Consider the following 24540-nt stretch of genomic DNA (forward strand, 5'->3'; position numbering starts at 1 on the left):
TTTGCTTAACTAATCAGCCTAAAAGCTGTTTCTCAACTTCCTCAAAGCCTATGCGGGCCACAGTGTCCGCAAAACGCTCCCCCTGCTGTCCCTGGTCCCGGAACAGAGTTATAGCCTTCTCTATTACGTCCATAACTTCCTCAGGGCTTGTGAGCAGCCTGCTAAGGTATTTGCCTCGGGCTACCTGCTTGCCCCAGCGTCCGCCGATATACACCTTATATCCCTGGGTATACTCCTCGAAGGCCTTGAAGGGACATTTATTCAGACAGCGCCCGCAATGGTTGCACTTGGCGTCATCCAGCAGGACTTTGCCGTCCACAACTTTCGGCGCGTGTATCGGACAGTTCTTCTCAATCTGGCAGACCTTGCAGCCCCGGCACTTCTCCAAATCTATCACTGGCACCCGCTGGCCTACAATGCCCAGGTCATTTAAATCGGGCTTTACACAGTTGTTTGGGCAGCCGCCCACGGCTATCTTGAACTTATGGGGCAGCTTCACGTCGTGCCAGCCTTCATAGAATTTCTTATGGATTTTCTCGGAGAGGGCGAAGGTGTCAATAAGGCCGTACTGGCAGGTGGTCCCCTTGCAGGACACCACTGGACGCACCTTGGCCCCGGTGCCGCCAGTCTCAAGACCGCGCTCCTTCAAAAATGCCCGCAACGGCTCAATGTTTTCAAAGGGAACCTTCTGTATCTCGGCGGTAAGGCGCACGGTTAAAGTTACCTCGCCGTTGCCGAATTTTTCAGCGGCCTCGGCTACAGCAGCCAGCTCCTGAGCGTTCATTTTGCCATTACGCGTTATAACCCTGCCGTTGAAACAGTCGGGAGTGTTTTTATCCCAGAGAAATCCTAAGCCCTTGACCCTGGCTATCTCCTCGGCCGGTATGCTGGGCTTCTTAGTTGCATTCAACATATCTTAGCTCCTTGATTGAGTTTTTCGCAGCTCGATGTATTTCTTAAAAGATTCCTTTTCTGGCGGCGAGATATTTTCCGGCAGCTTATCAACAGGGAAGAACCGCAGTTCGCTGACCTCGTTATCCTGGGATTTAAGCGTTCCGTGATATTTTCTGCACACAAACTTAACATCGATAATATAGACCTCATCGCCGTTGGGATAGGTATAATGGGTGTCTTCTCCGGAAAATACCCCTAAAAGCTCCAGCTCGTCTGCGATAAGCCCTGTTTCCTCAAACATTTCACGCATGGCTGCTGCTTCAACAGTTTCACCCAGCTCTACCGCGCCGCCAGCAATACCCCAGCAATGATTATCTGTCCGCAATCCCAAAAGAAGCTCGCCCTGTTCATTTTCAACGAACACCCCGGCCCCACACATCTGTATGGGTTGGTGGCCTACGTAGTTGCGCAGAAATCCTATATACCCTGTCAATTATTCCACCTCCAGAAAGTTTTATTCCTCAACCTTCACTCCGCCGCACCCACGCACGGACAGCACATAGCAACTGCCCTCGCCAAACACCTTCTCCATACCAGCCCTAAAGCTGCCGAGAATATCGAATGGCACATAGGCCTGGATAGTGCCCGCAAAGCCGCCTCCGTGGACCCGGCACGCCCCCCTGCCATTTAACAGGCGCTCAGCTACAGCGAGAGCCAAGGTAATCCCCTGCTCGATGGGGCTGGCGGGAGCAAAGACATTTTGAAGCCGCTGGACAGAGGATTTTCCTGATGCACGTACCATCGTGAGGAACCTGTCAAAGTCCCTATCCCTCAGCGCCTGAGCCTCCTCGTGGGCCAGCCTGTCGTCGTCGAAGAAGTGCATGGCCCTCAGTGCAGGGCGGTCACCAACAGCCTTGCGGACCTCGCCAAGCTTGTTGTAGAACTCTGCCTCGTCAACCTCACGCAGGAACTCCTTGCCGAAGAACTTCGCCACATCCTTCATCTCCTGGGGGATAGAGGCGTAGTCAGCGGTCAGGTCTGCATGGTTGCCGCCGGTGTCCACAACACACATGGCATGTTTATAGGCGTTCAGGTCAAAGGACACATTCTCCACCTGGGGTTTCTCCGGGTCGGCAAAGTCCATGGCTGTGACGCTGCCCATGGAGCTTGCCATCTGGTCCAGCAGGCCAGAGGGTTTTCCGAAGTAGACATTCTCGGCGTACTGAGCTATCTTTGCGGCGGTTATGGGGTCAATATTGCCGTCGTTATAAAGATGGCTCACAACTGTCACCACCAATATCTCAAAGGCCGCAGAGCTGGACAGGCCTGAGCCCTTGAGCACCCGGGTCTGGGTATAGCACTCGAAGCCGCCTATATTATAGCCCAGCTCTTTACACCGGGCGCAGATACCCCTGATTATGGCCTGGGAGCCGCTCTGCTCCTGGCGGGCATTCAAGTCGCTAAGGTCAACTTCGTCCATGCGGGGATACTCCAGCGAACGCAGCTTTGCCACGCCGTTATCGGTTTTCCTTGCCATACCCACAATATCCAAGTCTATGGAAGCCGCCAGTACACGGCCGTGGTTATGGTCGGTATGGTTGCCGCCTATCTCCGTGCGCCCGGGAGCGCTGTAGAAGTCCGCCCCCTCAGAGTTGCCGAAGGTCTCCTCAAAGCCCTTTCGTATCTGCTGATAACGCTCTGCTTGCTCCGCATACTGGCTGCTGTACAGGTCTTTTAGATTGATTGTCATAGCTTTGCCCTCTCTCTAGTTTGTTTAATAAGAAATAATATATTATGGCATGAAAACTTATCCGTTCAGCATCGCCATAAGCTCTTCCTCACTGAGCACCGCAATGCCCAGAGTATTCGCCTTATCCAGTTTGCTTCCTGAGTCCTCTCCCGCCAGCACATACGAGGTCTTCTTTGAGACTGAGCCGGTCACCTTGCCGCCGTTGCGCTGTATTAGCTCAGAGACCTCCTTACGGCTTAAGTTGGGCAAAGTCCCTGTGAGCACAAAGGTCTTGCCTTCAAAGATGGAGCCCGCCTGTTCCTGTTCCGCCGCCTGCATGTTTACTCCAAGCGTCGCCAAACGGTCTACAAGTTCTCTTGCTGAAGCGTGAGAAAAAAACTCCACTATCTCCTTAGCCATCACTCCACCGAAGCCGTTTATTTCTGCCAGCTCCTCAGCCGTTGCGGATATGACCTTCTCCATACTGGGGAAGCTTCTGCACAAAAGCTGCGCGGCCTTTGCCCCGATATGGGGAATCCCCAAAGCATAGACCAGCCTGTGCAGGTCATTTTGCTTGGATTTATCTATGGCGTTTATAAGGTTTTCAGCGCTCTTTTGTCCCATACGCTCCAGCCCGGCAAGCTGCTCCACTGTGAGGCAGTATAGGTCTGCCGGGGAGCTTACCATGCCCTCCCGGGTAAGCTGCTCCAATATTGCTGGTCCCAGGCCGTCGATATCCATGGCATCGCGGCTGGCAAAATGGATAAGGTGGCGCAGAAGCTGTGCCGGACACTGGGGGTTAGTACAGCGGACAGCAGCCTCTCCCTCGGGACGGGAAACAGGCTCTCCGCAAGACGGGCAAGTATCAGGAAGCAGGAACGGCACAGTTTCTACCGGGTTTTCCACCACCGACACCACCTCGGGAATTATCTCACCGGCCTTGCGAAGAATTACCCTTGAGCCAACCCGCACATCCTTCTCAGTGATAAAATCCTGGTTGTGGAGAGTTGCGCGGCTGACTGTTGTACCCGCCAAAGTAACCGGCTCAAATACTCCTGTGGGGGTCAGTACGCCGGTGCGCCCTACGTTTATCTCAATATCAAGAAGTGTCGTCTCCTTTTCTTCCGGCGGATATTTGAATGCCTCAGCCCAGCGCGGAAATTTTGCCGTACTGCCCAGCTCCTCCCGCTGAGAAAACTGGTTTACCTTTACCACGGCCCCGTCAATGGGAAAGTCATACTCTCCACGCTTCTCGCCTATCTCTCGGATAAACTGGATTATCTCCTCCATGTCCCCAGATTTAAAGTATATGGGCGGTACCGGAAACCCCAGCTCCCTCAGTCGCTCCAGCGCCTGGTCGTGGCGTGTGAATTCCTCCCCCCTGGCCTGCTGGACATTGAAGACGAATATCTCAAGTCCCCGGGAGGCGGTTATCTTCGGGTCCTTTTGGCGCAGGGAGCCTGCGGCGGCATTTCGTGGGTTTTTGAATGGCTTTTCCTCCAAAAGCTCCTGCCGCTCACAGAGCTTCTCAAAGCCTGAGTCTGAAAGGTATACCTCTCCCCGGATCTCTAAAAACGGTATAGCTTCGGGTAGCTTTTTCGGCACTGCGCGGATGGTTCTGATGTTCTCGGTCACGTCCTCCCCGCTCCGTCCGTCTCCCCGAGTGGAACCTCTGGCAAACACGCCTTCTACATACTCCAGCGCTACTGACAGGCCGTCAAACTTGGGCTCAACTATATATTCAGGCGAATCAACTGCCTCCCGTACACGCCGGTCAAAGTCCCGCAGCTCGTCCTCGGAAAAGGAGTCGTGCAGGCTCTCCATCGGTACCTCGTGCACTACCTCCGCAAAGGTATTATACACCGCCCCCCCCACCTGTCTGGTGGGCGAATCCGCCGTCACCAGCTCGGGATACTGTGACTCAAGCTCCTCCAAACGCCGGTACAGCTTGTCATACTCAAAATCGCTTATCTCCGGGTCGTCCTCAGTATAGTATTTCCTGCTGTGGTAGCGTATCTGCTCTCGTAGTACATCAAGCTCCTGCTCCACTGATTTTTTGTCCATAAACTACCTCGTCTTGCTTTTTCATACTACCGGCAGGCTTATGCCTCCCAGCCTCGCCATTATCTCATCCCTCATGCGGATGGCCTCACGCCTGGCTGCGCCTGCATAATCCTCCGGGTCACAGCCCTCCTTCTGCCATGCGCACATAATACCACGGGATGAGTTGACTATTGCTCCGCAGCCGTGCTTGTCAAAGCCGGGGGCTACATCATCAGCCGCGCCGCCCTGAGTCCCATAGCCGGGCACCAGGAAGAAGGTGTTTGGCAGAGCCTTGCGCATCTCCTTAAGCTGCTTCGGATAGGTGGCTCCCACCACCGCGCCGACACCGCTATAGCCGTACTTGCCTTGGAGCTTTAGGCCCCACTGCTGACACATATTGCCCATGGCTCTATACACCGGCTCATACATGGCATGGAGCATTTGGTCCTGCAGCTCCCCGGATGATGGATTGGAGGTCTTTGCCAGCACAAATATGCCCTTGTCCTCAGCGGCACAGACTTTCAGCAGTGGTTCAATTCCGTCGCTGCCAAGGTATCCGTTCACTGTCAGAGCGTCAGTGCCGAAGGCCTCGAAGGTCTCGCCCTCCACATCCGTTTTTCCCAGGTGTGCCGCGGCGTATGCCTCCATGGTTGCCCCTATATCGTTACGCTTGCCGTCCGTAATAACAAACAGCCCCTTTGACTTAGCATAGGCAATAGTCTCTGCAAGTGCCTTCATGCCCTGCCATCCGTACTGCTCATAATAGGCCGCCTGAGGCTTCACGGCAGGCACAACATCAAATAACGCGTCTATAAGCCCCTTATTAAACTCCAGCAGCGCCGCTGCAGCGCCCTCAAGGTTTTTACCGTGCTCCTCAAAGCACTTTTCTTTGATGTGCTCCGGGATAAAGCTTAGCTTTGGGTCAAGCCCTGCCACGGTGGGGTTTTGCTTGCGCATGATGTTCTCCAGCAGTCTGTCCATTGACATACATATCGCTCCTTTAAATTATTATTTACAGTTCAAACACTTTTTTACCATTTAGATAAGTAGCCCGCACCCTGCCGGTAAGCTCCATGCCCTTGAATGGGGTGTTCCTGCTCCTGCCATGGAGCTTATTGGTGTCAACAACCCATGTTTCGTCCGGGTCTATCAGCACAATATCCGCCTTTGTCCCTGGCTTCAGGGTTCCAGCAGGTATGTTAAGTATCTTTGCCGGTGCTGTACTCATAAGCGATATCACCGCGTTGAGCTCAAGCCTATCCTTCAGAGCCGTCCATGCGGCAGCAAAAGAAGTTTCCATGCCTATTGAGCCATTTGGCGCTTTGGTAAAGTCTGCCTTTTCTTCCGAAGTATGTGGTGCATGGTCGGTGGATATAGCGTCCAGCGTGCCGTCGCAAAGCGCTTCTATCAGCGCCTCACGGTCCTCCCAACTGCCCAGGGGTGGGTTCATGCGGTAGTCCGCATCCATAGACTCAAGTGCTTCATCTGTCAACATAAGATAGTGCGGGCACGTCTCAGCCGTAACCTGCACTCCACGGCGCTTGGCGTCACGAATCAGCTCCACGGAGCCCTTTGTGCTCACATGGCATATATGCACCGGCACTTTCATTCTGGCTGCAGCGTCAATTTCTCTGGCGACTCCATTGTCCTCAGCAGCGGAAGGTATTCCCTGAACACCCAGCTTCTTTGAAACCGGCCCTAGATTCATAAGCCCGCCTTTAGCCAGCTCCATATCTTCACAGTGGGCGGTAAACACCATACCAAGCTCATAAGCTTTAGTTAAGCCATCTATAAGGCAGCCCACGCTCCCCACCGGCTTGCCGTCGTCGCTGACGGCTATGGCTCCGACCTTTTGCAGCGCGGCCATATCCGTACACTCACTACCTGACATATTTTTAGTTACGCAGGCGGCAGTGTAAACTCTGGCATCGGCAGTTTTCGCCCGGTCAAGGAGATTTGCAACAAGCTCCGGGCTATCCATGGGCGGCGTAGTGTTTGGCATGGCAAGCAGGCTGGTAACGCCCCCCGCTGCTGCCGCGCGGCAGGCCGAGTATACATCCTCCTTATGTGTCTGTCCCGGGTCCCGGAGATGGACGTGCATATCCACAAGTCCCGGCGCTGCTACAAGCCCACGGCAGTCAACTACATCACAATCCTCTGTGTCCAGGATTTCGCCAATTTTTTCTATGGACTCTCCGTCTATCAGAATATCCCCCGGACCGTCCAATCCCTGAGACGGGTCGATTATCCTGGCCCCTTTTAGCAGTATTTTCACGGACAACGCTCCTTCCAGGGCCTCAGCCCATATTAAGTATCAGTTCCTCTATATACCATTTCGTCAGCGACAACAGTTCACGGCCGTAATAGCTTGGATAAATTATAGGGTCAGTTTCGGCCGGCAGTCCGCTGGCTGTAAATCCCGCGCTTTCCGCAAGGCGTACCGCACGGTACAGATGGAAGTTTTGGCTTACGACCACCACCTCGGTGTCAAGGCCTTTGTTCTCTGCCTCCTCCATAGCGTACCTCAAATTTTCCCTTGTGTTCCGGGACTTGTCCTCAAAGTAGATTCGCTCCGGCTCAATACCCATGCGTATAAGGGCGTTCCTTGCTGTCAGTGACTCAGGGCAGGGCTCATCGTTCCCCTGCCCGCCAGTAACAATACACTTGGACTCCGGGTTGTCCTGCAAATACTGGTGTGCACGCTCCACCCGGTTTCTCAGGCTCATGCCCATCCGCTCTGCACTGTACACCTGCGCTCCCAGCACCACCACATTTCGTCCGGGCGGCGGGAGCGCGGCCTGGTATGAGACTATCAGCACAGTCAAATACCCCGCCCAGCACAGGCCCAGGGCGTAACACACCGCTATCGTCCTTGCCAGCACCTTATGCCAGCCTCCCTTTGATACCATCTTACCGTACCGCAGCGCTATTGCTATCCCAAAAGCACAGACGGCTACTCCAAATACTGAGCCCTCCGCAAAACCTCCGTGCAGAAGCGGCAGACAAAACCATAATATCCCCGCGGCGCAAAGCACGATGAACAGCACCTTACACCATTTTTTGTGTTTTTTCATATCTTCGCCTTTCTTCTATATCCCCTGCTCTCTTGTATTATACATCATTTTCCTTCAGAGGTAAACCATTCTTTTTCTGTTCCCAAATTTTTTTACAAATGCTCCACCCGCGCAAAAACGGCCCCTGCAGTTTAGCCATGCACGGGGCCGCTTTTGTGATGTTAGATACTTATTGACTCAATAAATGCTGCAAACTTCTCGGGAGTGTCAATACCTTCCGGACGCTCAGCACCTTTACTAAGGGCTCTTGCGTAGGCTTCTTTGCCGTGACGTGAAATATACAGCGCTGCTCCCTTAGCAGTATAACCGTCCTCCGCTCCAAAATAACCCTTTTGACAGTCCACAGCCTCCGGGCAGCTATAGCAGCCGTCAAGCCCCTTCTTACCGGCACAGGTCACATTGGGACAGCGCCTATTATCAAAGAGCGTGGCAAAGGAACAGCCGGGATACTGGCTCCTGCACCCGCCGCACCACTTTGTAAACGGACAGTGGTCACAGTGGTGCCCGCAAACTCCCTGGGGGTCAATACCATCACGGGCAGCCTTTATCAATACAGCCTTAGTTTCTGCACAGCTCTCTATACGTGCGCCGGAAGGCGTGTCGCCATGCTCCAGGTCGTCGGAATAGCTTTTCAGCGTATCACATGGAAAATCCGGACACTCTCCGCAGAATTTCTTCCCCCGGCTAATAGCACAGTCGGCTACCGCACAGGAACCGTGAAATGGCTTGCCGCCTGTAGCGATACAGCCTCCACAATTCATAGACTCTTTGAACTCACAGGCTGTACAGCTCAAACCGCAGTATGTATCTATAGAATCGCACAGCTTTTCAAACTCTGTCATATTATAAACCTCACTTTTGTATTAGTTTGCCTATCATTATGAAACGGTGCTGTAATGTGCCTCTTTCATCCTGGTAATATCCCTGGTGGCTGTACATTATGCGAAAGCCCGCCGCTTCCAGCCTCGGGCCTTCATTCTCAAGGTTATAATCCGGTCTCTCAGGCCGGTTCCTGGCGCCTATCTGCTGGGTCACAATGAAACCGTTTTTGCACAGCGCTCTGACTATCCCATTCAAATCAAGCTCTGTCTGGTATGCGGTAACTAAGTCAAAACTGTCGGGCCCGCAGTCCGGCACATTCCCGCATATATCCAGCCTGCGCACACCCGGCTTTAAGAAATCCTCCACCTTCTGTTCATAGCTCCATGGGAGCGGGCCCCTCTGCCATACCATACTCAGGTATCCTTATCAACCTGGTGGAACTTCTTCAGGTTTCCCAGCTTCTGAGCCCGGCGCTCAAGCTCAGCCTCCACCTGCTCCCAGGCGATACCCTCGTTAGCCATGAGCACGGTGAGGTGGTAGAGAAGGTCGCTTATCTCCCCTATGGTGTCCTCAGCCTTGCCGTTTTTGGCAGCTATTATTACCTCGCCGCATTCCTCTGCGCACTTTTTGAGTATCTTATCAAGCCCCTGCTCGAACAGATAGCCTGTATATGAACCCTCCTGGGCTGAGGCCTTACGCTCCAATATTACCTGATAGAGCTTTTCCATTGCGTTCATTTATTTCCCTCCTTCTTCTCACTCACCAGCTCCTTAAAGAAACATGTTCTGCTTCCTGTGTGGCATGCCGGGCCGTTTGGGTGTACCCGCACAAGCAGGGTATCGTTGTCACAGTCAGCGGTTATGTTCACAACCTGCTGGGTATTGCCGGATGTCTCCCCCTTATTCCAAAGAGCCGCACGGCTTCGGCTATAAAACCAGGTATACCCAGTCTCAATGGTTTTACTCAGCGCTTCGTTGTTCATATATGCCAGCATCAGCACCTCGTTAGTATCAGCGTCCTGCACTATAGCCGGTATTAGGCTGGACTTTGTAAAGAAGCGCTCCAGCTCGTCGTTCACCGCCTCCTGAGTCTTGGCCCTCTTACCAGAAAATTTGTGGCAGACTCTAACTGCCGCCTTTAAGTCTAAAGTCCCGGCATACACAGCCTTGCCCGCTATCGCTCCATACAGGCCCAAATCATAGAGATTGATAATGTCAAGCAGGCTGCTTACCCCGCCGCTGGCTATAATATTGCAGCTTACTGCACGGTTGAGCTTGTCCAGCATCTCTAAATTAGGGCCTGACTGGGTGCCGTCCTTATGGATATCTGTGCAGATTATATACTGCACCCCGATATCCTCCATGCGCTTAGCCACTTCAATATAGTCCATGCCGCTCTGCTTGGTCCAGCCTTCAGCTGCAGCAATGCCGTCCAGTGCGTCTATGCCCACGGCTATCTGCCTGCCGTAGGCTCTAACTGCCTCCTTCACGAAGGCCGGGTCCTCCAAAGCCGCCGAGCCCAGTATCACCCTTGAGGCACCACCCATCAGGTAATCCTCCACCGTCCGCATGGTACGTATACCGCCTCCCACCTCCACGTGCATGTTCACTGTATCAGCCGTGCTGAGTATCAGCTCATGGTTTATGGGCTTACCGGCCTTTGCTCCGTCAAGGTCTACCATATGCAGCCAGTGGGCTCCCTGCTCCCTAAAGCTCTTTGCCGTCTCCATCGGGTCCCCGGCAACCACCTCCGCGGTTGAGTAGTCGCCCCTGAATAGCCTTACACATTTGCCCTCGTGTATGTCTATGGCAGGTAAAAGTATCATAATAATTCCCCCTGTATTTCCTGCCTCTGGCAGTATCTGTTTAGCAGGTATTCTATATAGTCCTCTCTATCAAAAAGCCTCTTGCTATCAGGAGCACCGCAGACTTTGACAAGCTCGCTCAGCGGCACAGTAGCCCGTATGTGCTGGGCACGGCTCTGGTCCCCTGCCAGCCTGGACAGTATCTCCCCTGCGCCGTCTTCCCTAAGATTCCCCAAAAACCACTGCCTTGCGGGTACGCCAATATTGGGTGTTACATTGAACTCACCGTCTATATAAAACACCGCCGGAGCTGTCGTGCCCAGGCTCTCTGTTGTGTGGTCGTTTATGAGCTCACTGTATATCTCCCGCTCTTCCCTACCAAGGACTTCCTGTATGGACTGCTTCTTAAAATGCCTAACCGTGTACTGTGCCAGCTTTTCGGGTATCTTTTCCACGTCATCGCTTGTTATCCAAACTGAGTAAAGCTTCTCTGCCTCTCCGTCACAGGAGCCCTGGTGCACAAAGCACACAAATGGTATGCCTATTGCCTCACAGCGCTTCTCAAGCTCCAGGCGGTCTATGAGCTCTGCCACCTTCACAAGCTCCGGGGCAGTCGTTTTATTTACAAATGCCTGTATCCTTGGGGCGATTCCATTTTCAAGCAACACGTCTATCGCCTTTAGTATGTCCTGGTATGCCCCTTTTCGACCGGTGAAATAGTCCGTTAGTTCTTCCCCTCCAAACAGGGTGAGCTGTACGTACTTTACGTCAAGTGACTTGAGCCATAGAGCGTACCCTTCATCCCTAGCCAAACGCCATACGCTAGCCAGCTCGTAGTGCTCCGGCAGCTTGGAGGAAAGCTTGTTGCACAGCTCCCACTTCTCTTTATAATCGTCCCCAAAGTCCGGCTCACGGTTCCAGTCATAGACTGTGAGCGTTTCTGCAAATGGCCTAAAGGCCTCGGCAGTAGAGATAAGGTCATTTTCTGACAGCTTTGGATTTGGCCGCCAGCCTACAAAACAGTGGCAGCAGCGGTTTGGACAGCCCAGCATGTCCAGGGCTATCAATATATTATCATACTTCACTTGGTACCTCCTACCTATAATACCCCTTTAGAGGAGAGCACTCCCCCGCCGGTGACCTCCACCGCACCCTTTAAGGCGTGGGCGAAGGCCTTAAACAGCGCCTCTATCATGTGGTGGGAGTTCTTGCCGTACTCACACCTAAGGTGCAGGGTCAGCCCGGAATTTACCGATACAGCTCGAAAAAACTCCTCGGTCATGCAGCAGTCAAAGGCCCCTGCAACAGCCTGTGGAAAATCTCCCTCAAATACCAAAAACGGCCTTCCGCTGATATCCAGAGCGCAAAAGCCCAGAGCTTCGTCCATTGGGATAAACGCGTGACCATAGCGCCTTATTCCCGACCTATCCCCCAGGGCGTTTGCAAGAGCCTGCCCCAGTACGATACCTGTGTCCTCAACTGTATGGTGGCAGTCAACCTCAAGGTCTCCTTTGACCCTCAGTTCCAGCCCCAGACCGCCGTGCACGCTCAAAGCCGTGAGCATATGGTCGAAGAATCCGATACCGGTAGAAATGTTACGGGCGCCTCCATCCAGGGAGAGGCTCAGTTCTATATCGGTCTCATTGGTTTTACGGTGTATCTCAGCCGCCCTCATTTGGTCTCCTCCAGTATTTCCCCAAATTTTTCCAGGAACTCCCGGTTTTCCTCAGGAGCCCCGCAGGTCACACGCAGCAGCCCGCCGGTGTACCGTACAGCCACGCCTCGCTCTAAAAGCTGCTGCTGTACTGCTCTGCCGTTTTCCATATCTATAGCAGCGAAGTTGGTCTCACCTGGAAGCAGTATAAACTTGCCCGGGTACTTTGCGCCTATTTCCGCTAATCCTCCCAGCAGCTCCTTGCGTGAGAGCATAATGAGTCCCAGGGCCTCCCGAAGCAGCTCCGGGTGTTTCAGCACCGCAATTCCCAAAGCCTGTGACATACTGTTTACATTGTACGGTGATTTCGCTGCCCTCAATGCGTTTATGAGCTCCGGCTTAGCTATGGCAAAGCCCAGCCTCAGTGCCGCCATACCCATAGCCTTTGAACATGTACGCAGGATAATCAGATTATCAAAGCTCTCCTCCTCACCCAGCAGGCTTTGACCTGAGAAGTCCATATAGGCCTCGTCCAGCACCACTAAGCCGTTTACTCCATGCACCAGCCAGCGCACCTGTTCCCTGCCAAGCACCAGAGAGGTGGGGTTACAGGGGTTGCTGAATATCAGCAGCCGCACGTTCTCTCTGTTGCAGGTTTCTATCACCTCGTCCACGTCAACAGCCCAGCCGTGCTTGCTGATTGCTACATGTCTTGCCTCAGCTAAGTGCCCCCCCTGGGCGTACATGGAGAAATCCGGCTCAATGGTGGCAAATGCTTCACCGCGCATAATAAAGCCTGAGAATATTATGGATATTAACTCGTCCGAGCCGTTTGCTGCTACCACATGTCCAGAATCCACCTTATAATACTCAGCAAATGCCCGGCAGAGCTCAGCCGCCGATGGGTCGGGGTAGCGGTTGAAGTCGAGCTTGTCTATGGCAGCCTTTGCCTCGGCAATAATCTCCTCCGGCAGGCTCAGGAATGACTCGTTGGCGTCAAGGCGCACACAGCCCTCTGCTTCCACCGGGACATACGCTCTAAGCGCCTTCAGCTTTTTGTTTAATTCATACATAGCCTACTCCTTTATCTGTCTTTCCAGCCATACTCTTTTATGCACCACATTACGGTGTCGAACACGTCGTCCGGGGAGTCTCCGGGAGTAATATACCGGCGCAGTCCAATGCTATCCCAGTATTCATTTCCGAAGAAGCTTTTCTTTACTGATATCTCCACGTTGCTCTCGTCAAAATATACCTTATACTGTTTCCGTCCCCGGTTAAAATACAGCACCGCAGCAGCTTTCTTTTCGCCTATCCATTCCAGGCGTCCCTGGCCTGTCAGCGCACTGTAGACCTCCTCGAGAGTCTTCATCAATCCTTTAGCCTCACCTTTATGGAGTTGGCGTGAGCCGTGAGATCTTCAGTCTCTGCCAAAAGTATGATGTCATCAGCAGCCTTCAGCAGCTCCTCCCTGGGGTAATAGATAAAGCTGGATTTCTTGATAAAGTCATCTACTGAAAGGGGGGAGAAAAATCTGGCGGTACCGCCGGTAGGAAGCACATGGTTTGCTCCGGCGAAGTAGTCCCCCAGCGGTTCCGGGGAGTAATTGCCCAGAAACACCGACCCGGCGTTGTCCAGCTTGCCCAGATACTCAAAGGGGTTATTACAGCAGACCTCCAGGTGCTCAGGAGCCAGCTCGTTTGCAAACTCTACAGCCTCATCCATATTTCCGCAGACTATCACCGCACCGTATCCGTCAAGGGATTTTTCGATTATATCCTTCCGTGACAGAGTCTCCAGCTGCCGGTACAGCGCAGCGACCGTATTTTCAGCCAGCTTCTTATCGTCAGTTATGAGAATTGCCGAGGCCATAGGGTCGTGCTCCGCCTGACTCATCAGGTCGGCGGCAAGGTATTCCGGGTCAGCGGAGCTGTCGGCAATTATCAGTATCTCGCTTGGCCCGGCAATCATGTCGATGTCGACCACGCCGTAGAGCTGTTTCTTTGCCGTTGCCACGAATATATTTCCCGGGCCAACTATCTTGTCAACCTTCGGTATGCTCTCGGTACCGTACGCCAGCGCCGCCACAGCCTGTGCCCCTCCCATAAGGAAAACACGGTCAACTCCGGCTACAAGCGCGGCAGCTATTATATTGGGGTCGGGGTGTCCCGCCCGCCCAGGAGGGGTAGCCATAACTATCTCCTTAACACCCGCCACCTTAGCGGGTATCACATTCATGAGCACCGATGACGGGTAGCCTGCCGTGCCTCCGGGCACATAGACCCCTGCCTGGTGCAGCCCGCGCACCCTCTGACCCATTATAATCCCATTCGGCTGGGGGTCTATCCTGCTCTGCTGCTTTTGGCGGCTGTGGAAGTCGTAGATGTTATTGGCTGCCCGGCGCAGGGAGTCCAGAAATTCCTTACTGCACTGGCCCGAAAGCTTTTCCATCTCCTCTCTGCTCATCTCAAGAACATCCGGCGTCCAGCCGTCAAACTTTTTCGAGTATGACTTCACCGCCTCGTCGCCGCCGGTGCGCACATTTTCTACAATTTCAGCTACCTTTCGCTCTATCTCCGGGTCAGTCCTGCCAACCCGAAGCTTCAGCTCCTTTATAAATGCACGCCGTTCCTGCTCACCGGCGTTTACTGTCTTTATCATAGTGTAATCCTCCCTTTTTATTTACTTTTCCAGGTGGGCTTCCAGTCTCGCAGCCAAGTCCTCAATCTCACGTTTACGCAGTTTTAAGCTTGCCGCGTTTACTATCAGCCGCGCAGATACCTCCGCTACCGGCTCAACCACCCCAAGGCCGTTTTCTCTGAGCGTTGCGCCGGTCTCTACAAGGTCCACGATGCCGTCCGCAAGGCCCAATAGCGGCGCCAGCTCCACCGAGCCCTCTATCTTTATGACACGCACATCCATATTCTTGCTCTGAAAAAAACGTCTCGCAACATTCGGATACTTTGTTGCTATGGTCTTGCGTCCATACCCTCCGTAGAAATCAACGCCCTCTGGCGCCGCCAACGCAAAGCTGCACTTGCCAAACCGTAAATCAAGTATCTCAAAAAATTGGCCGCCCCGCTCCATTATCACATCCTTGCCCACAACACCCAGGTCACAGACGCCGTGCTCCAGGTAGGTTATCACATCTCCTGCCTTTGCCAAAACAGCCTCCAGATTGTCCCCTATTGGCAGTATAAGCTTGCGGCCCTTGTCGCGCAGAGCAGTACAGTCCAGGCCTGATTTTTCCATGAGCTTTGCCGTGGAGTTCTCGAGCCTGCCTTTTGTCATTGCAATACGCAGCGGCTTCATACTCTTCCCCCCATGATATCTATGGTCCTGGTATCCTCACCAACTATGGCTACTGTAGGTATGCCCTCGGCCCTGGCATATTCCATCGCCTCGTCAATGGTCTCCCATACCGAGCCCTCACATACCTGTCCCGCGGCTGTCCGTTTTAAAAGCTCATGCTGGGCCTTTGGCTCAAAGCCTGGCTCGCCATGGACCAGCACCTGGGCCGCTCCGTTTTGGAACATATGCGGCTCTAAAAGACTAGCGGCGGCGTCCATATCCATAGCAAAGCCCGCAGCTGGCATCTCCGGGCCGAAGCGCCCGCAGAGATTATCATAGCGCCCGCCGGTGAGCACCGGGCCTCCTCGGCCCTGAACATAGCCGCTGAACACCACCCCGGTGTAATAGTCGTTGCGCTGTACAAGCCCCAGGTCCACCATAAGCCGCTGGCCCAATCCCAGCTCCTGCAAGGCTGTGTACAGTGTACGCAGATAACCCAGTGCCTGGGCGGCGCCTCCGTCCAGCTCCCAGCTCTCAGCCTCAGAGAGGACTTCCTCACCGCCAAAAAGCCTGGGGAGACGCCGCAGCGCCTGGGCCTCGGGGCTGTTCCCCAGCGGGTCAAGCAGTCCGCCTAACGCACCGTAGTTTTTCGCCTCTATTGTAGCCCTTATCTCCTCCCTAGCCTCCGGCGGCAGGTCTAAGCGCTCCACAAGGTGTCTGAACAGCCCGGCATGGCCCAGCTCTATACGGTAATCCCCCGCCACAGCCTTAATGGCCTCTATGGCGGCTCCGATTACCTCCAGGTCCGCCCTCAGGCCCGCCGCTCCCAGCAGCTCCACTCCCATCTGTGAGGATTCGTGGCTTCGCCCGGAGAGCTCGGGCCATGTGCGGTATACGCTCTGGCTGTAGTATAGGCGTATAGGCCTGCGGTGGCCCTGCAGCCTTGCCGCCGCCATACGGGCTATCGGCAGGGTTGAGTCGGGCCGAAACACCAGGAGTCTGCCGCCGCTGTCGGTGGATTTATACATCTCCTGCTGGGGGATTGCAGCGCCCAGAAGACTGAACACATCGTAATACTCCAGACCCGGGGTAATTACCTCCCTATATCCGCGCCTTGTAAAAATAGTTGTCAGCCGTCGCTGGGCCTCCCTATGGGCCCGGCACTCATCAAAGAGCACATCACGGACGCCCTCAGGGGTAAGCTTGCTGTAATTTTTCATGGGCTTTGGTTCTCCTCGCAATTTACTGTGCTAATATAATAAGGCTTCCGCTTTATATTGTCAAGCACTTTATCGCACTAACGCAGTAATATAGTAAATTATATATGTTCTCACTCCACGCCGCTCTCCAATATTGTGAAAGTCAACGAATCACAGTCGACCTCGGCCATGGCCCCTATGGGCAGTACGGTCATGGGTGTCCTATGCCCGAAATCCACGTTGGAAAGCACCGGCAGGTCCTCCCTGTTCACCTCATATTTCAGCACCTTTTGCAGGACCTGCCGGTCCTCCTCGGGCATCATGGGGGTGATAAGTCCCGCGCATACGTCCAGCGCTCCGCTGGCCGCCAGGGCCCGCCAGCCGTGAAGTGCTGCCAGGGCGCTGTTATATGGGGAGAGGTTCTCTATGAACAGTATGCTCCCCTCCCAGAGCTCTCGCCCGGGAAAAATCTCCGTGCCCATGATCTGCTGAAGCGGCCCCATACAGCCGCCTATCAGCCTACCGCAGACCTTTCCATGGCCTTGGATGAGCTGGTAGCCGGGGTTATCCTGCCAGGGGATATCACTCTCCGGCAGATTGCGCCACTCGATGGACGTGTACCTCCGACATGGCTCCACCCGGCCTATCGTCTCCCCGGAAAAGAGCGCTTTGCGCATGGCGTTTTCCGTATATTCATCCAGCCTGCCGGGCTGGGCTATGGGTGTCAGGAGGCCCGGGCCGTAATAGTTCATGACCCCGGCATGGGCAAAGCAGCAGCACGTGGTGGTGATGTCGGAGAAGCCCATATAGATTTTGGGGTGGGTGCGGATAAGCTCATAGTCAAGGTAAGGCAGCAGGCGGTAGGAGTCGTCCCCGCCCATGTTGGTTATTATGCCTTTGACCTCCGGGGCCTCCAGCGCCCAATGGAGGTCCGCCACCCTGTCCTCCGGGTGACTGTACAGATATTCGCTGCCCATAAGGGCGTGGGGGGTCTCCACCACCTTCAGGCCGAATATGTCCTCCAGCCGCTTTTTGCCCAGCTCATAGCGCCAGAGCATGTCCGCGTCCCCCGCGCGGCCCCCTGATATGGAAATAGTGGCTACCGTGTCTCCCGGGCGCAGACGCTCCGGTTTAATAAATTCCTTCATACTTGTACACTCCTATGCGATTATTTTAAAATAACGTGGTCTGGCTGCTCTCCGGCAGGCCCCGCAGGGCGCCCACCTGTCTCAATGTGTCTATAACTGCACTGGACACCTTGGCCCTGTCCTGCAGGTCGTCGATAGATATATACTCGCCGCCGGTCTTTTTTGCGTCCTCAAGACTCAGCGCCGCCGATTCACCCACGCCCTTTAAGCTGGAGAAGGGCAGGCGTATCTTGCCTTCCTCCACAATGAAGCGCGTGGCTGAGGATTTGTATAGGTCTATACCCAGGAGCTCTATACCCCGGGCCATCATCTCATTGACAATCTGCAGGGTTTCAAACTCGCCTTCTTCTTTAGCGCTTGCCTCACGGTTTTTTATCCTCTGGTCGATGTCATGCATCCGGCGAAGCACCTGGTCACGGCCTCCCAAGGCCGTTGCCCCATCGAAATCCTCGCTGCGCACAGTGAAGTAAGCGGCGTAAAATTCTATGGGCTTATGCACCTTATACCATCCAAGGCGCAGGGCTGCTATCATATAGGCCGCTGCGTGTGCCTTAGGAAACATGTACTGTATTTTAAAGCATGAATCAATGTACCACTGGGGCACACCGTGGTCCTTCATGGCGGCAACATGCTCCTCGGTAAGCAGCTTCTTGGCCTTTCCCTTACGGACTATCTCCGTGATTTTAAAGGCCAGCTTCGGCTCCATACCTCTCAGCAGCAGGTATTTCATGATATTGTCCCTGGTGCCTATGACCTCCTTTATAGTACAGGTACCATTGCGGATAAGCTCCTGTCCGTTGCCAAGCCACACCGCCGTGCCGTGGGAAAGACCGGATATCTGCAAAAAGTCTGCAAATGTAGTTGGCTGACACTCCTCCAGCATACCGCGCACGAAATTGGTGCCCAGCTCCGGCAGGGACAGGGTGCCTGTCTTAACGCCGTCCAGGTCCTCCGGGGTAACATGCAGAGCCGCCGGAGAGTTAAAGAGGCTCATGACCTCCGGGTCGCTCATGCTTACCTCCATCACAGGAATACCTGTGTACTCCTCAAGATAGTGGTATATGGTGGGCACATCGTGGCCCAGCTCGTCCAGCTTACATACGTTGTCGTGTATGGAGTGGAAATCGAAGTGGGTGGTTATATTTGGGGAGTCCTGCTTATTGGCCGGGTGCTGTATTGGGCAGAAATCGTAGACCTCCATGCCTCTGGGAATTACTATCATGCCGCCGGGATGCTGGCCCGTGGTGCGCTTCACGCCGGTACAGCCCAGGGCCAGCCGCTTCTCTTCGGCCTTATGCAGTGTGCGGTCCCGCTTTTCAGAATAGCTCTTTACATAGCCGTAGGCTGTTTTCTCCTGCACGCCGGATATGGTCCCCGCTTTAAACACGTTGTCCCTGCCGAATAGCTCCTCTGTATAGCGGTGGGAGCTGCTCTGCTGCTCGCCGGAGAAGTTCAGATCAATATCCGGCACCTTATCACCATCAAAGCCCAGGAACGTCTCAAAGGGTATGGTATGTCCGTCACGGTCCATGGGCTCGCCGCAGACCGGGCAGTTTTTAGGCGGCAGGTCAAAGCCCGAGTCATAGCTGCCGTCGGTTATGAACTCGCTGTGCTTGCATTTTGGACAGATATAGTGGGGCTCAAGCGGGTTTACCTCTGAGATACCGGACATACTGGCAACAAAGGACGAGCCGACCGAGCCTCTGGAGCCCACCAAGTATCCATGTGCCTCGCTGTCAGCCACGAGCTTCTGGGCAGTCATATACAGCACCGAGAAACCGTGCTTGATTATTGAACCCAGCTCCTTATTGAGCCGTGCTTCAACTATCTCGGGCAAGGGGTCTCCATAGCGTTCCTTCGCCCTGGTCCAGGTGATATCAACCAGCTGCTCCTGAGCTCCCTCAATAAAGGGAGGGAAGTTGCCCATGGGCACCGGCCTGATACTGTCGCACATATCTGCAATTAAGTTTGGATTAGTAACTACCACCTCGAAAGCCTTTTCTTTGCCCAGATACTCAAACTCCTTCAGCATCTCGGCTGTGGTGCGCAGATATAGAGGCGCCTGCTGGTCTCCGTCGTCAAAATCCTTCATAATGACCCGGCGGTAGTCAGCGTCCTTAGGGTCCTTGAAATGCACGTCCCCGGTGGCTACCACTGGCTTCTTCAGCTTCTCGCCTATCTTTATCACCGTGCGGTTATACTCCCTAAGGCCCGCCTCGTCCGTATCGCCGTTTCTCACCATAAACATATTATTGCCAATAGGCTGTATCTCCAGATAGTCGTAGAACTCGGCTATCCTGCACAGCTCATCAAAGCTCTCCCCATTGACTATGGCCCTAAACAGCTCCCCGGCCTCACATGCACTGCCAATTATAAGTCCCTCCCGGTACTGGTTTAACAGGCTCTTTGGTATACGCGGGCGGCGGTTGAAATAGTCAAGATGTCCGGCTGAAATGAGCCTATACAGGTTCTTGAGCCCGGTATTGTTCTTCACAAGGATTATCTGATGGTATGAGCGTAGCTTTTTATGGTCGCCGCCCACCAGCGCACGGTTTATGTCCGCAACCGTGAGGGCTCCCTGGTCCTCTGTAAGCCTGCTTTTTAGAGCGGCAAATATCTCCCCCAGCATTGCCGCGTCGTCGTCGGCACGGTGGTGGTTAAAGTCGCCCAGCTTCAGGTATTTTGCAACGGTATCCAGCTTGCAGTCCTTTATGTCCTTTAAAAGTGAGCGGCACATAGGTACTGTGTCAATATATGGGCAGTTGACTTCCATATCATGGCGCTGCCCCGCAGCCCTCAGAAAACTCATGTCAAATCCCGCGTTATGCGCCACCAACACAGGGTCCTCTCCGCAGAACTCAAAAAACATCATCAGCGCCGTTTGCTCATCCGGCGCGTCCTTTACCATCTCGTCAGTAATCCCTGTAAGTTCTGTTATCTTAGGCGGGATTGGCTTCTCGGGGTTCACAAATGTGTCGAAACGGTCCAGAATCTTCCCGTTTTTCATCCGTACCGCGCCTATCTCGGTGATACGTTCCTTTCTCGCCGAAAGTCCGGTGGTCTCCAAGTCAAAGCAGATAAACTCGCCGTCCAGATTCCTGGCACATTCTCCCACAGTGGCAGGGACCAGGTCGTTGATAAAATATGCCTCAGTGCCGTAAATAACCTTAAATTCCGGGTCCTCCTTATTTATGGCCGCCTGGGCATTCATTGCGTCCGGGAAGGCCTGGGCCACGCCGTGGTCTGTGATGGCGACTGCGTGGTGCCCCCACTTATATGCCTGTTGTATCAGGTCTTCGGCAGGGGTAATTCCGTCCATCTCAGACATGCTTGTGTGCATATGCAGCTCCACACGCTTTTTGTCGGCTGGGGCGTTGTCCACTATCTCCACCTGGTCCACTGTAGCTATGGCTTTTGGACGCAGCACGTTCTCCCGGTCGTATTTATCATACTCAAGGCTGCCCCGCACAAGTATGGACCGCCCCTTTTTCAGGTTATCCAGCTCCTTGCACTGGCTTAAGTCCTGTATTACCTTCAGAGTTGTGGAGCCGCTATAGTCTGTTATGTCTATGGAGTATATCTTCTTACTCTTGTCCCTTGTCTCCTTGCTCTCGATATCAAATATCTCTCCCCATACAATGGCAGTCCCCAGGTCCAGAGTCAGGCTGCTCAGAGGCACCGGCCTGCCCTTTGGCACCTGTCCCAGCAGCGGCCTGGCTGTCTCCGGGATTATCTGCGGCAGAAGGCTGTCGCCCTCGCGTATCTCTATCTTACGCTTGGCGGTCTCCCGAGCCATGGACTCCTCGTAGGCCTCTATCTCCCGGACTACAGCTTCCCTCTGGAGCTTCTCCTCCTGATGGTGCACCTGCTCAAGAAGCGAGCCGTCCCCCTCTTTTACTGTGAGCTTCCCTGCAAACTCCACGGTACATTCAATGCCAAACCATTCTCCAATCAGCCCCGCAAGCTTCTCAGCGGTGCCCCTTGCTGTGAGCAGCTCGTAACCTCCGTGGGCCAGGGTAACGGTGAGCTTCCCCTCATGAAATACCGCCTGAGCCCCGCGCAGGCTGCCGTTTAATGAGGCGTCATTTTCTTTCAGTGCCGCGGCAAAGGAATCCAGCAGCTTCGGGTCGAAGACTTCTGCCGGAAAGCGGGGCCGTACCGACACCCTCCTCAGTTTTTCTCCCGCAACCTGCGTTCCAAATCGCTGAAGCTCCTTATACTCCACGGCCTCCTGAAACCTGGCTGTCAGCCGCGCAGAGCGGTCCTCCCGGCAGAGGTCAATGGCCTCTATAATCCCATCTAAAAGCGGCTGGGGAAAAGCTACGCCGTTTATCTCCTTTTGAAAAAATGCTCCTATGCTGCTCAAGCTCTTTCCTCCCTATGGCTTAATCCCTGATGTACGACAAATCTCCAATTCGCAAAATCCTGTGCTCCCAGCCCCTATACACATCGAACTCGCCTATGGCCCCGGCCCTACCAAAGATACCGCAGGTGTTCATAACCTCCGGCGGCAGACCAAGCCATACTATGTTCCATACACTGAGAGCCCCACCGTGGGAGACAAATATAACAGTATCCTCCGCCCGCTCCTGTACCTCCCGGCAGAAGGGCAGAAGGCGCTCATACATCTCCCTCTTTGTCTCCGCACCGGGCATAGGACGCTCGTCAATCATATCGCCGAAATTATCACAATGCTCACGATACCACTCCTTGCTCTTTCCCATGACCAGCGGTCCAGAATTTCTCTCCCGCAGCTCCTGGCGGTACTCTACCTCAATCCCAAGCTTTTCAGCCAACGGCGCGGCAGTTTGGCTGGCTCTTTTCAGGTCTGAGGAGTACAGCTTTACCGACTGTCCCTCAAGTTCTGCGCCAAGCCGCTCGCCTATTCTCCGTGCCTGCTCCCTGCCAAGTTCTGTAAGCTCCCAGTCATTCCAGCCGCCCATCATTCCGTTTATATGCTGCTCCGACTGGCAGTGCTGGATAGTGATTATACGCTTCATGCCGTATTCTCCTTCATAAATGTCTCAATAAGCCTGTTTACTTCATCCGGTACGTCTGTATTTGAGTTGTGTCCAGCCCCCTTGAGCCAGATAAGCGGGAAGCCTGTGCGTTTTGTCCACCGCCTATTATAACGCTTTGAAGAGCCCGCGCCGTCCTTTTCGCCGCAGAGCAGCAGCACCGAGCAGTCCGGCTCCCAATCTCCGTGGGCCTGGGCCGCAAGGCTAAGCAGCCTGTATCCATGGTCGGCAAGCTTGCAGTATTCTTTGGGCGTATATTCCCTCATAGTGCGCTCCATCAGCCCGCGCCCATACTCTGACTGGGCCGTGCCTGTGCTGCCCAGCTTCACCAGCCACTCCCAGGGAATGCAGCGGTAAATCCAATAGGCGTGCTTTAAGAGCGCCAGCTCCCAGCCGGAAAAATAGCTGCGGCTCAGCGGCGCGGAGTCGACGGACACAAAGCCTTGCACCGTGCCGGGAAAGCGCTTTATGTATGCCTGAGCGATATATCCACCCATGGACTGCCCCGCCAGAAAGGGTCTGTCTATGCCCTCCCTCTGGAAAATATCATAGAGATATGCCGTTAGCTCGTCCATGTAAAATTCCAGCTTAAAGGGCCGTGAACTGCCGTGAGCGGGTGCGTCCCACACGAAGCAGTTATATCTGCCCTCAAAATACTCGATTTGCTTGTCGAAAAGGTGGAAATCTGCCGTAAGCCCCGGCAGAAATGCAAGCCACAGCCGGTTCCCGCTTGATTTGCCTATCCTGTAGTGTATATCTCCCAGCTTTGTGTGAAATATTTTCTCTGTCATTTACAGCCTCTCTATCTCCAGGAGAAGCTCCTCCAGAAGCCTGTCCTCTGGCACCTTGCGCAGAATTTCCCCCTTGCTGAATATCAGCCCTTCGCCCTTGCCGCCGGCAACGCCCACATCAGCCTCTCTGGCCTCACCAGGTCCGTTGACTGCACAGCCCATCACTGCCACCGTGAGATTTTTTTCACAGGCTGAAAGCGCCTGCTCTACGCGATTTGCCAGGGGTATCAGGTCAATGCGCGTGCGTCCGCAGGTTGGGCAGGCTATCAGCTTCACGCCTCCCCGCAGCCCCAGGGCCTTGAGGATATCTATACCTGTACGCACCTCCTCCACCGGGTCAGCCGCCAATGATACCCTCAGGGTATCTCCTATCCCCTGCTGCAAGAGGCTTCCAATTCCTATTGCGGACTTAACCGTCCCCATACGTGCGGTGCCCGCATGTGTAATACCCAGGTGCAATGGGTAGTTGCACCGGCTTGAGGCCTGCTGATAGGCTTGTATGGCAAAGTCGACTGAAGAGGCCTTCATGGACAGCACAATGTCGGTAAAATCAAATTTTTCCAGCAAAGAGGCATGATAAAGAGCACTCTCACACAGCGCTTCAGGGGTGGGGTGACCGTATTTCGCCAGGATATGCTTCTCAAGCGAGCCGTCGTTCACGCCAATACGAATGGGTATGTTTTTCTGCCGGCACGCGTCTGCCACGGCCTTTACACGGCTGTCGTCGCCAATATTGCCGGGGTTTATGCGAATCTTGTCTATGCCCGCAGCCGCCGACTCCAGAGCCAGCTTATAGTCGAAATGTATATCAGCCACCACAGGGATATGCACCGCCTGCTTTATGGCGGGTATCAGCTCCCGCACCGCCGCCATGTCGGGTATGGCAATGCGCAGTATTTGGCACCCTGCCTTTTCCAGCGCCCTTGCCTGGGCCACGCTGCCGGGAATATCTGTTGACCGTGTGCTGAGCATGGACTGTACCGGTATGGACGCTCCCCCGCCTATAAGTACGTTTCCGGCCTTAACCTGCCGCGTCTGCCTTCTGTTCATATTATACTTCCTTTCCGCAAATT

Annotated in this window: 23 protein-coding genes; all 23 read right to left on the reverse strand. The window is 54.2% G+C overall.

The features are described from left to right. Window positions 1–13: 13 nt before the first annotated feature. The 23 genes from D5270_RS01785 to ispG all read right to left on the reverse strand — a co-directional run bounded on the left by D5270_RS01785 (window position 14) and on the right by ispG (window position 24517). Window positions 14–913, reverse strand: a complete 900-nt coding sequence (locus D5270_RS01785) for a 4Fe-4S dicluster domain-containing protein (protein ID WP_166542472.1) — start codon at window positions 911–913, stop codon at window positions 14–16. A 3-nt stretch (window positions 914–916) separates the two neighbouring features. Beyond that, window positions 917–1387, reverse strand: a complete 471-nt coding sequence (locus D5270_RS01790; RefSeq protein WP_166542473.1) for an NUDIX hydrolase — start codon at window positions 1385–1387, stop codon at window positions 917–919. 21 nt (window positions 1388–1408) lie between these two features. Continuing rightward, the gene (locus D5270_RS01795; RefSeq protein ID WP_166542474.1) at window positions 1409–2644 is read right to left on the reverse strand and encodes a galactokinase; all 1236 of its coding nucleotides are present in this window, start codon (window positions 2642–2644) and stop codon (window positions 1409–1411) included. 57 nt (window positions 2645–2701) lie between these two features. Then, on the reverse strand, window positions 2702–4687 hold the full coding sequence (ligA, locus tag D5270_RS01800; protein WP_166542475.1) for an NAD-dependent DNA ligase LigA: 1986 nt from the start codon (window positions 4685–4687) through the stop codon (window positions 2702–2704). A 21-nt stretch (window positions 4688–4708) separates the two neighbouring features. Further along, window positions 4709–5653, reverse strand: a complete 945-nt coding sequence (pyrF, locus tag D5270_RS01805; RefSeq protein WP_166542476.1) for an orotidine-5'-phosphate decarboxylase — start codon at window positions 5651–5653, stop codon at window positions 4709–4711. A gap of 25 nt (window positions 5654–5678) precedes the next feature. Next, window positions 5679–6941: a dihydroorotase gene (locus D5270_RS01810; protein WP_330587332.1), complete on the reverse strand. Its 1263-nt coding sequence runs from the start codon at window positions 6939–6941 to the stop codon at window positions 5679–5681. A 22-nt stretch (window positions 6942–6963) separates the two neighbouring features. Continuing rightward, window positions 6964–7740 carry a YdcF family protein gene (locus D5270_RS01815; RefSeq protein ID WP_166542478.1) on the reverse strand — a complete coding sequence of 259 codons (777 nt, stop codon included), beginning with the start codon at window positions 7738–7740 and terminating at the stop codon, window positions 6964–6966. 161 nt (window positions 7741–7901) lie between these two features. Then, complete coding sequence (locus tag D5270_RS01820; protein ID WP_166542479.1) at window positions 7902–8582, reverse strand: DUF3795 domain-containing protein; 681 nt, start codon at window positions 8580–8582, stop codon at window positions 7902–7904. Between the two features lie 10 nt (window positions 8583–8592). Next, entirely contained in the window at window positions 8593–8973 is a 381-nt protein-coding gene (locus tag D5270_RS01825; protein WP_166542480.1) for a hypothetical protein, read from the reverse strand. A gap of 2 nt (window positions 8974–8975) precedes the next feature. Further along, window positions 8976–9299, reverse strand: coding sequence for a phosphoribosyl-ATP diphosphatase (gene hisE, locus D5270_RS01830; RefSeq protein ID WP_166542481.1), 324 nt, complete (start codon window positions 9297–9299; stop codon window positions 8976–8978). After that, window positions 9296–10387: a 1-(5-phosphoribosyl)-5-[(5-phosphoribosylamino)methylideneamino]imidazole-4-carboxamide isomerase gene (gene hisA, locus D5270_RS17105; protein WP_166542482.1), complete on the reverse strand. Its 1092-nt coding sequence runs from the start codon at window positions 10385–10387 to the stop codon at window positions 9296–9298. The genes hisE and hisA overlap by 4 nt, the downstream gene beginning before the upstream one ends. After that, a complete protein-coding gene (locus D5270_RS01840; protein ID WP_166542483.1) occupies window positions 10384–11451 on the reverse strand; it encodes a radical SAM protein in 1068 nt (355 codons plus the stop codon). Before D5270_RS01840 ends, hisA begins: the two co-directional genes overlap by 4 nt. A gap of 14 nt (window positions 11452–11465) precedes the next feature. Further along, window positions 11466–12041 (reverse strand): imidazoleglycerol-phosphate dehydratase HisB, encoded by a 576-nt coding sequence (gene hisB / locus D5270_RS01845; protein WP_166542484.1) that lies wholly within the window; start codon window positions 12039–12041, stop codon window positions 11466–11468. Next, window positions 12038–13093, reverse strand: a complete 1056-nt coding sequence (locus tag D5270_RS01850) for a pyridoxal phosphate-dependent aminotransferase (RefSeq protein ID WP_166542485.1) — start codon at window positions 13091–13093, stop codon at window positions 12038–12040. The genes hisB and D5270_RS01850 overlap by 4 nt, the downstream gene beginning before the upstream one ends. Before the next feature lie 11 nt (window positions 13094–13104). Then, window positions 13105–13392, reverse strand: coding sequence for a hypothetical protein (locus tag D5270_RS01855; protein WP_166542486.1), 288 nt, complete (start codon window positions 13390–13392; stop codon window positions 13105–13107). Continuing rightward, a complete protein-coding gene (hisD, locus tag D5270_RS01860) occupies window positions 13392–14681 on the reverse strand; it encodes a histidinol dehydrogenase (protein WP_166542487.1) in 1290 nt (429 codons plus the stop codon). Before hisD ends, D5270_RS01855 begins: the two co-directional genes overlap by 1 nt. 21 nt (window positions 14682–14702) lie before the next feature. Continuing rightward, window positions 14703–15332: an ATP phosphoribosyltransferase gene (gene hisG / locus D5270_RS01865; RefSeq protein ID WP_166542488.1), complete on the reverse strand. Its 630-nt coding sequence runs from the start codon at window positions 15330–15332 to the stop codon at window positions 14703–14705. Further along, on the reverse strand, window positions 15329–16531 hold the full coding sequence (hisZ, locus tag D5270_RS01870; protein ID WP_166542489.1) for an ATP phosphoribosyltransferase regulatory subunit: 1203 nt from the start codon (window positions 16529–16531) through the stop codon (window positions 15329–15331). The genes hisG and hisZ overlap by 4 nt, the downstream gene beginning before the upstream one ends. A gap of 110 nt (window positions 16532–16641) precedes the next feature. Continuing rightward, window positions 16642–17658 carry a S66 family peptidase gene (locus D5270_RS01875; RefSeq protein WP_166542490.1) on the reverse strand — a complete coding sequence of 339 codons (1017 nt, stop codon included), beginning with the start codon at window positions 17656–17658 and terminating at the stop codon, window positions 16642–16644. A 25-nt stretch (window positions 17659–17683) separates the two neighbouring features. Further along, entirely contained in the window at window positions 17684–22015 is a 4332-nt protein-coding gene (locus D5270_RS01880) for a PolC-type DNA polymerase III (protein WP_166542763.1), read from the reverse strand. 28 nt (window positions 22016–22043) lie between these two features. Further along, entirely contained in the window at window positions 22044–22658 is a 615-nt protein-coding gene (locus tag D5270_RS01885; RefSeq protein WP_166542491.1) for a histidine phosphatase family protein, read from the reverse strand. Next, complete coding sequence (locus D5270_RS01890; protein WP_166542492.1) at window positions 22655–23467, reverse strand: alpha/beta fold hydrolase; 813 nt, start codon at window positions 23465–23467, stop codon at window positions 22655–22657. The genes D5270_RS01885 and D5270_RS01890 overlap by 4 nt, the downstream gene beginning before the upstream one ends. Continuing rightward, complete coding sequence (gene ispG / locus D5270_RS01895) at window positions 23468–24517, reverse strand: flavodoxin-dependent (E)-4-hydroxy-3-methylbut-2-enyl-diphosphate synthase (RefSeq protein WP_166542493.1); 1050 nt, start codon at window positions 24515–24517, stop codon at window positions 23468–23470. Window positions 24518–24540 lie beyond the last annotated feature (23 nt).

The sequence above is a fragment of the Acutalibacter sp. 1XD8-36 genome (genome assembly GCF_009917525.1).
Taxonomy (GTDB): domain Bacteria; phylum Bacillota; class Clostridia; order Oscillospirales; family Acutalibacteraceae; genus Acutalibacter.

Coding starts and splice junctions, on each gene's coding strand:
- ispG (WP_166542493.1), bottom strand. CDS start 24,517: ATGAACAGAAGGCAGACGCGGCAGGTTAAGGCCGGAAACGTACTTATA.
- ligA (WP_166542475.1), bottom strand. CDS start 4,687: ATGGACAAAAAATCAGTGGAGCAGGAGCTTGATGTACTACGAGAGCAG.
- D5270_RS01785 (WP_166542472.1), bottom strand. CDS start 913: ATGTTGAATGCAACTAAGAAGCCCAGCATACCGGCCGAGGAGATAGCC.
- D5270_RS01820 (WP_166542479.1), bottom strand. CDS start 8,582: ATGACAGAGTTTGAAAAGCTGTGCGATTCTATAGATACATACTGCGGT.
- D5270_RS01825 (WP_166542480.1), bottom strand. CDS start 8,973: ATGGTATGGCAGAGGGGCCCGCTCCCATGGAGCTATGAACAGAAGGTG.
- hisE (WP_166542481.1), bottom strand. CDS start 9,299: ATGAACGCAATGGAAAAGCTCTATCAGGTAATATTGGAGCGTAAGGCC.
- hisA (WP_166542482.1), bottom strand. CDS start 10,387: ATGATACTTTTACCTGCCATAGACATACACGAGGGCAAATGTGTAAGG.
- D5270_RS01815 (WP_166542478.1), bottom strand. CDS start 7,740: ATGAAAAAACACAAAAAATGGTGTAAGGTGCTGTTCATCGTGCTTTGC.
- D5270_RS01890 (WP_166542492.1), bottom strand. CDS start 23,467: ATGACAGAGAAAATATTTCACACAAAGCTGGGAGATATACACTACAGG.
- hisD (WP_166542487.1), bottom strand. CDS start 14,681: ATGATAAAGACAGTAAACGCCGGTGAGCAGGAACGGCGTGCATTTATA.
- D5270_RS01875 (WP_166542490.1), bottom strand. CDS start 17,658: ATGAAGGAATTTATTAAACCGGAGCGTCTGCGCCCGGGAGACACGGTA.
- D5270_RS01795 (WP_166542474.1), bottom strand. CDS start 2,644: ATGACAATCAATCTAAAAGACCTGTACAGCAGCCAGTATGCGGAGCAA.
- hisB (WP_166542484.1), bottom strand. CDS start 12,041: ATGAGGGCGGCTGAGATACACCGTAAAACCAATGAGACCGATATAGAA.
- hisG (WP_166542488.1), bottom strand. CDS start 15,332: ATGAAGCCGCTGCGTATTGCAATGACAAAAGGCAGGCTCGAGAACTCC.
- D5270_RS01855 (WP_166542486.1), bottom strand. CDS start 13,392: ATGAAGACTCTCGAGGAGGTCTACAGTGCGCTGACAGGCCAGGGACGC.
- D5270_RS01885 (WP_166542491.1), bottom strand. CDS start 22,658: ATGAAGCGTATAATCACTATCCAGCACTGCCAGTCGGAGCAGCATATA.
- pyrF (WP_166542476.1), bottom strand. CDS start 5,653: ATGTCAATGGACAGACTGCTGGAGAACATCATGCGCAAGCAAAACCCC.
- D5270_RS01850 (WP_166542485.1), bottom strand. CDS start 13,093: ATGTATGAATTAAACAAAAAGCTGAAGGCGCTTAGAGCGTATGTCCCG.
- hisZ (WP_166542489.1), bottom strand. CDS start 16,531: ATGAAAAATTACAGCAAGCTTACCCCTGAGGGCGTCCGTGATGTGCTC.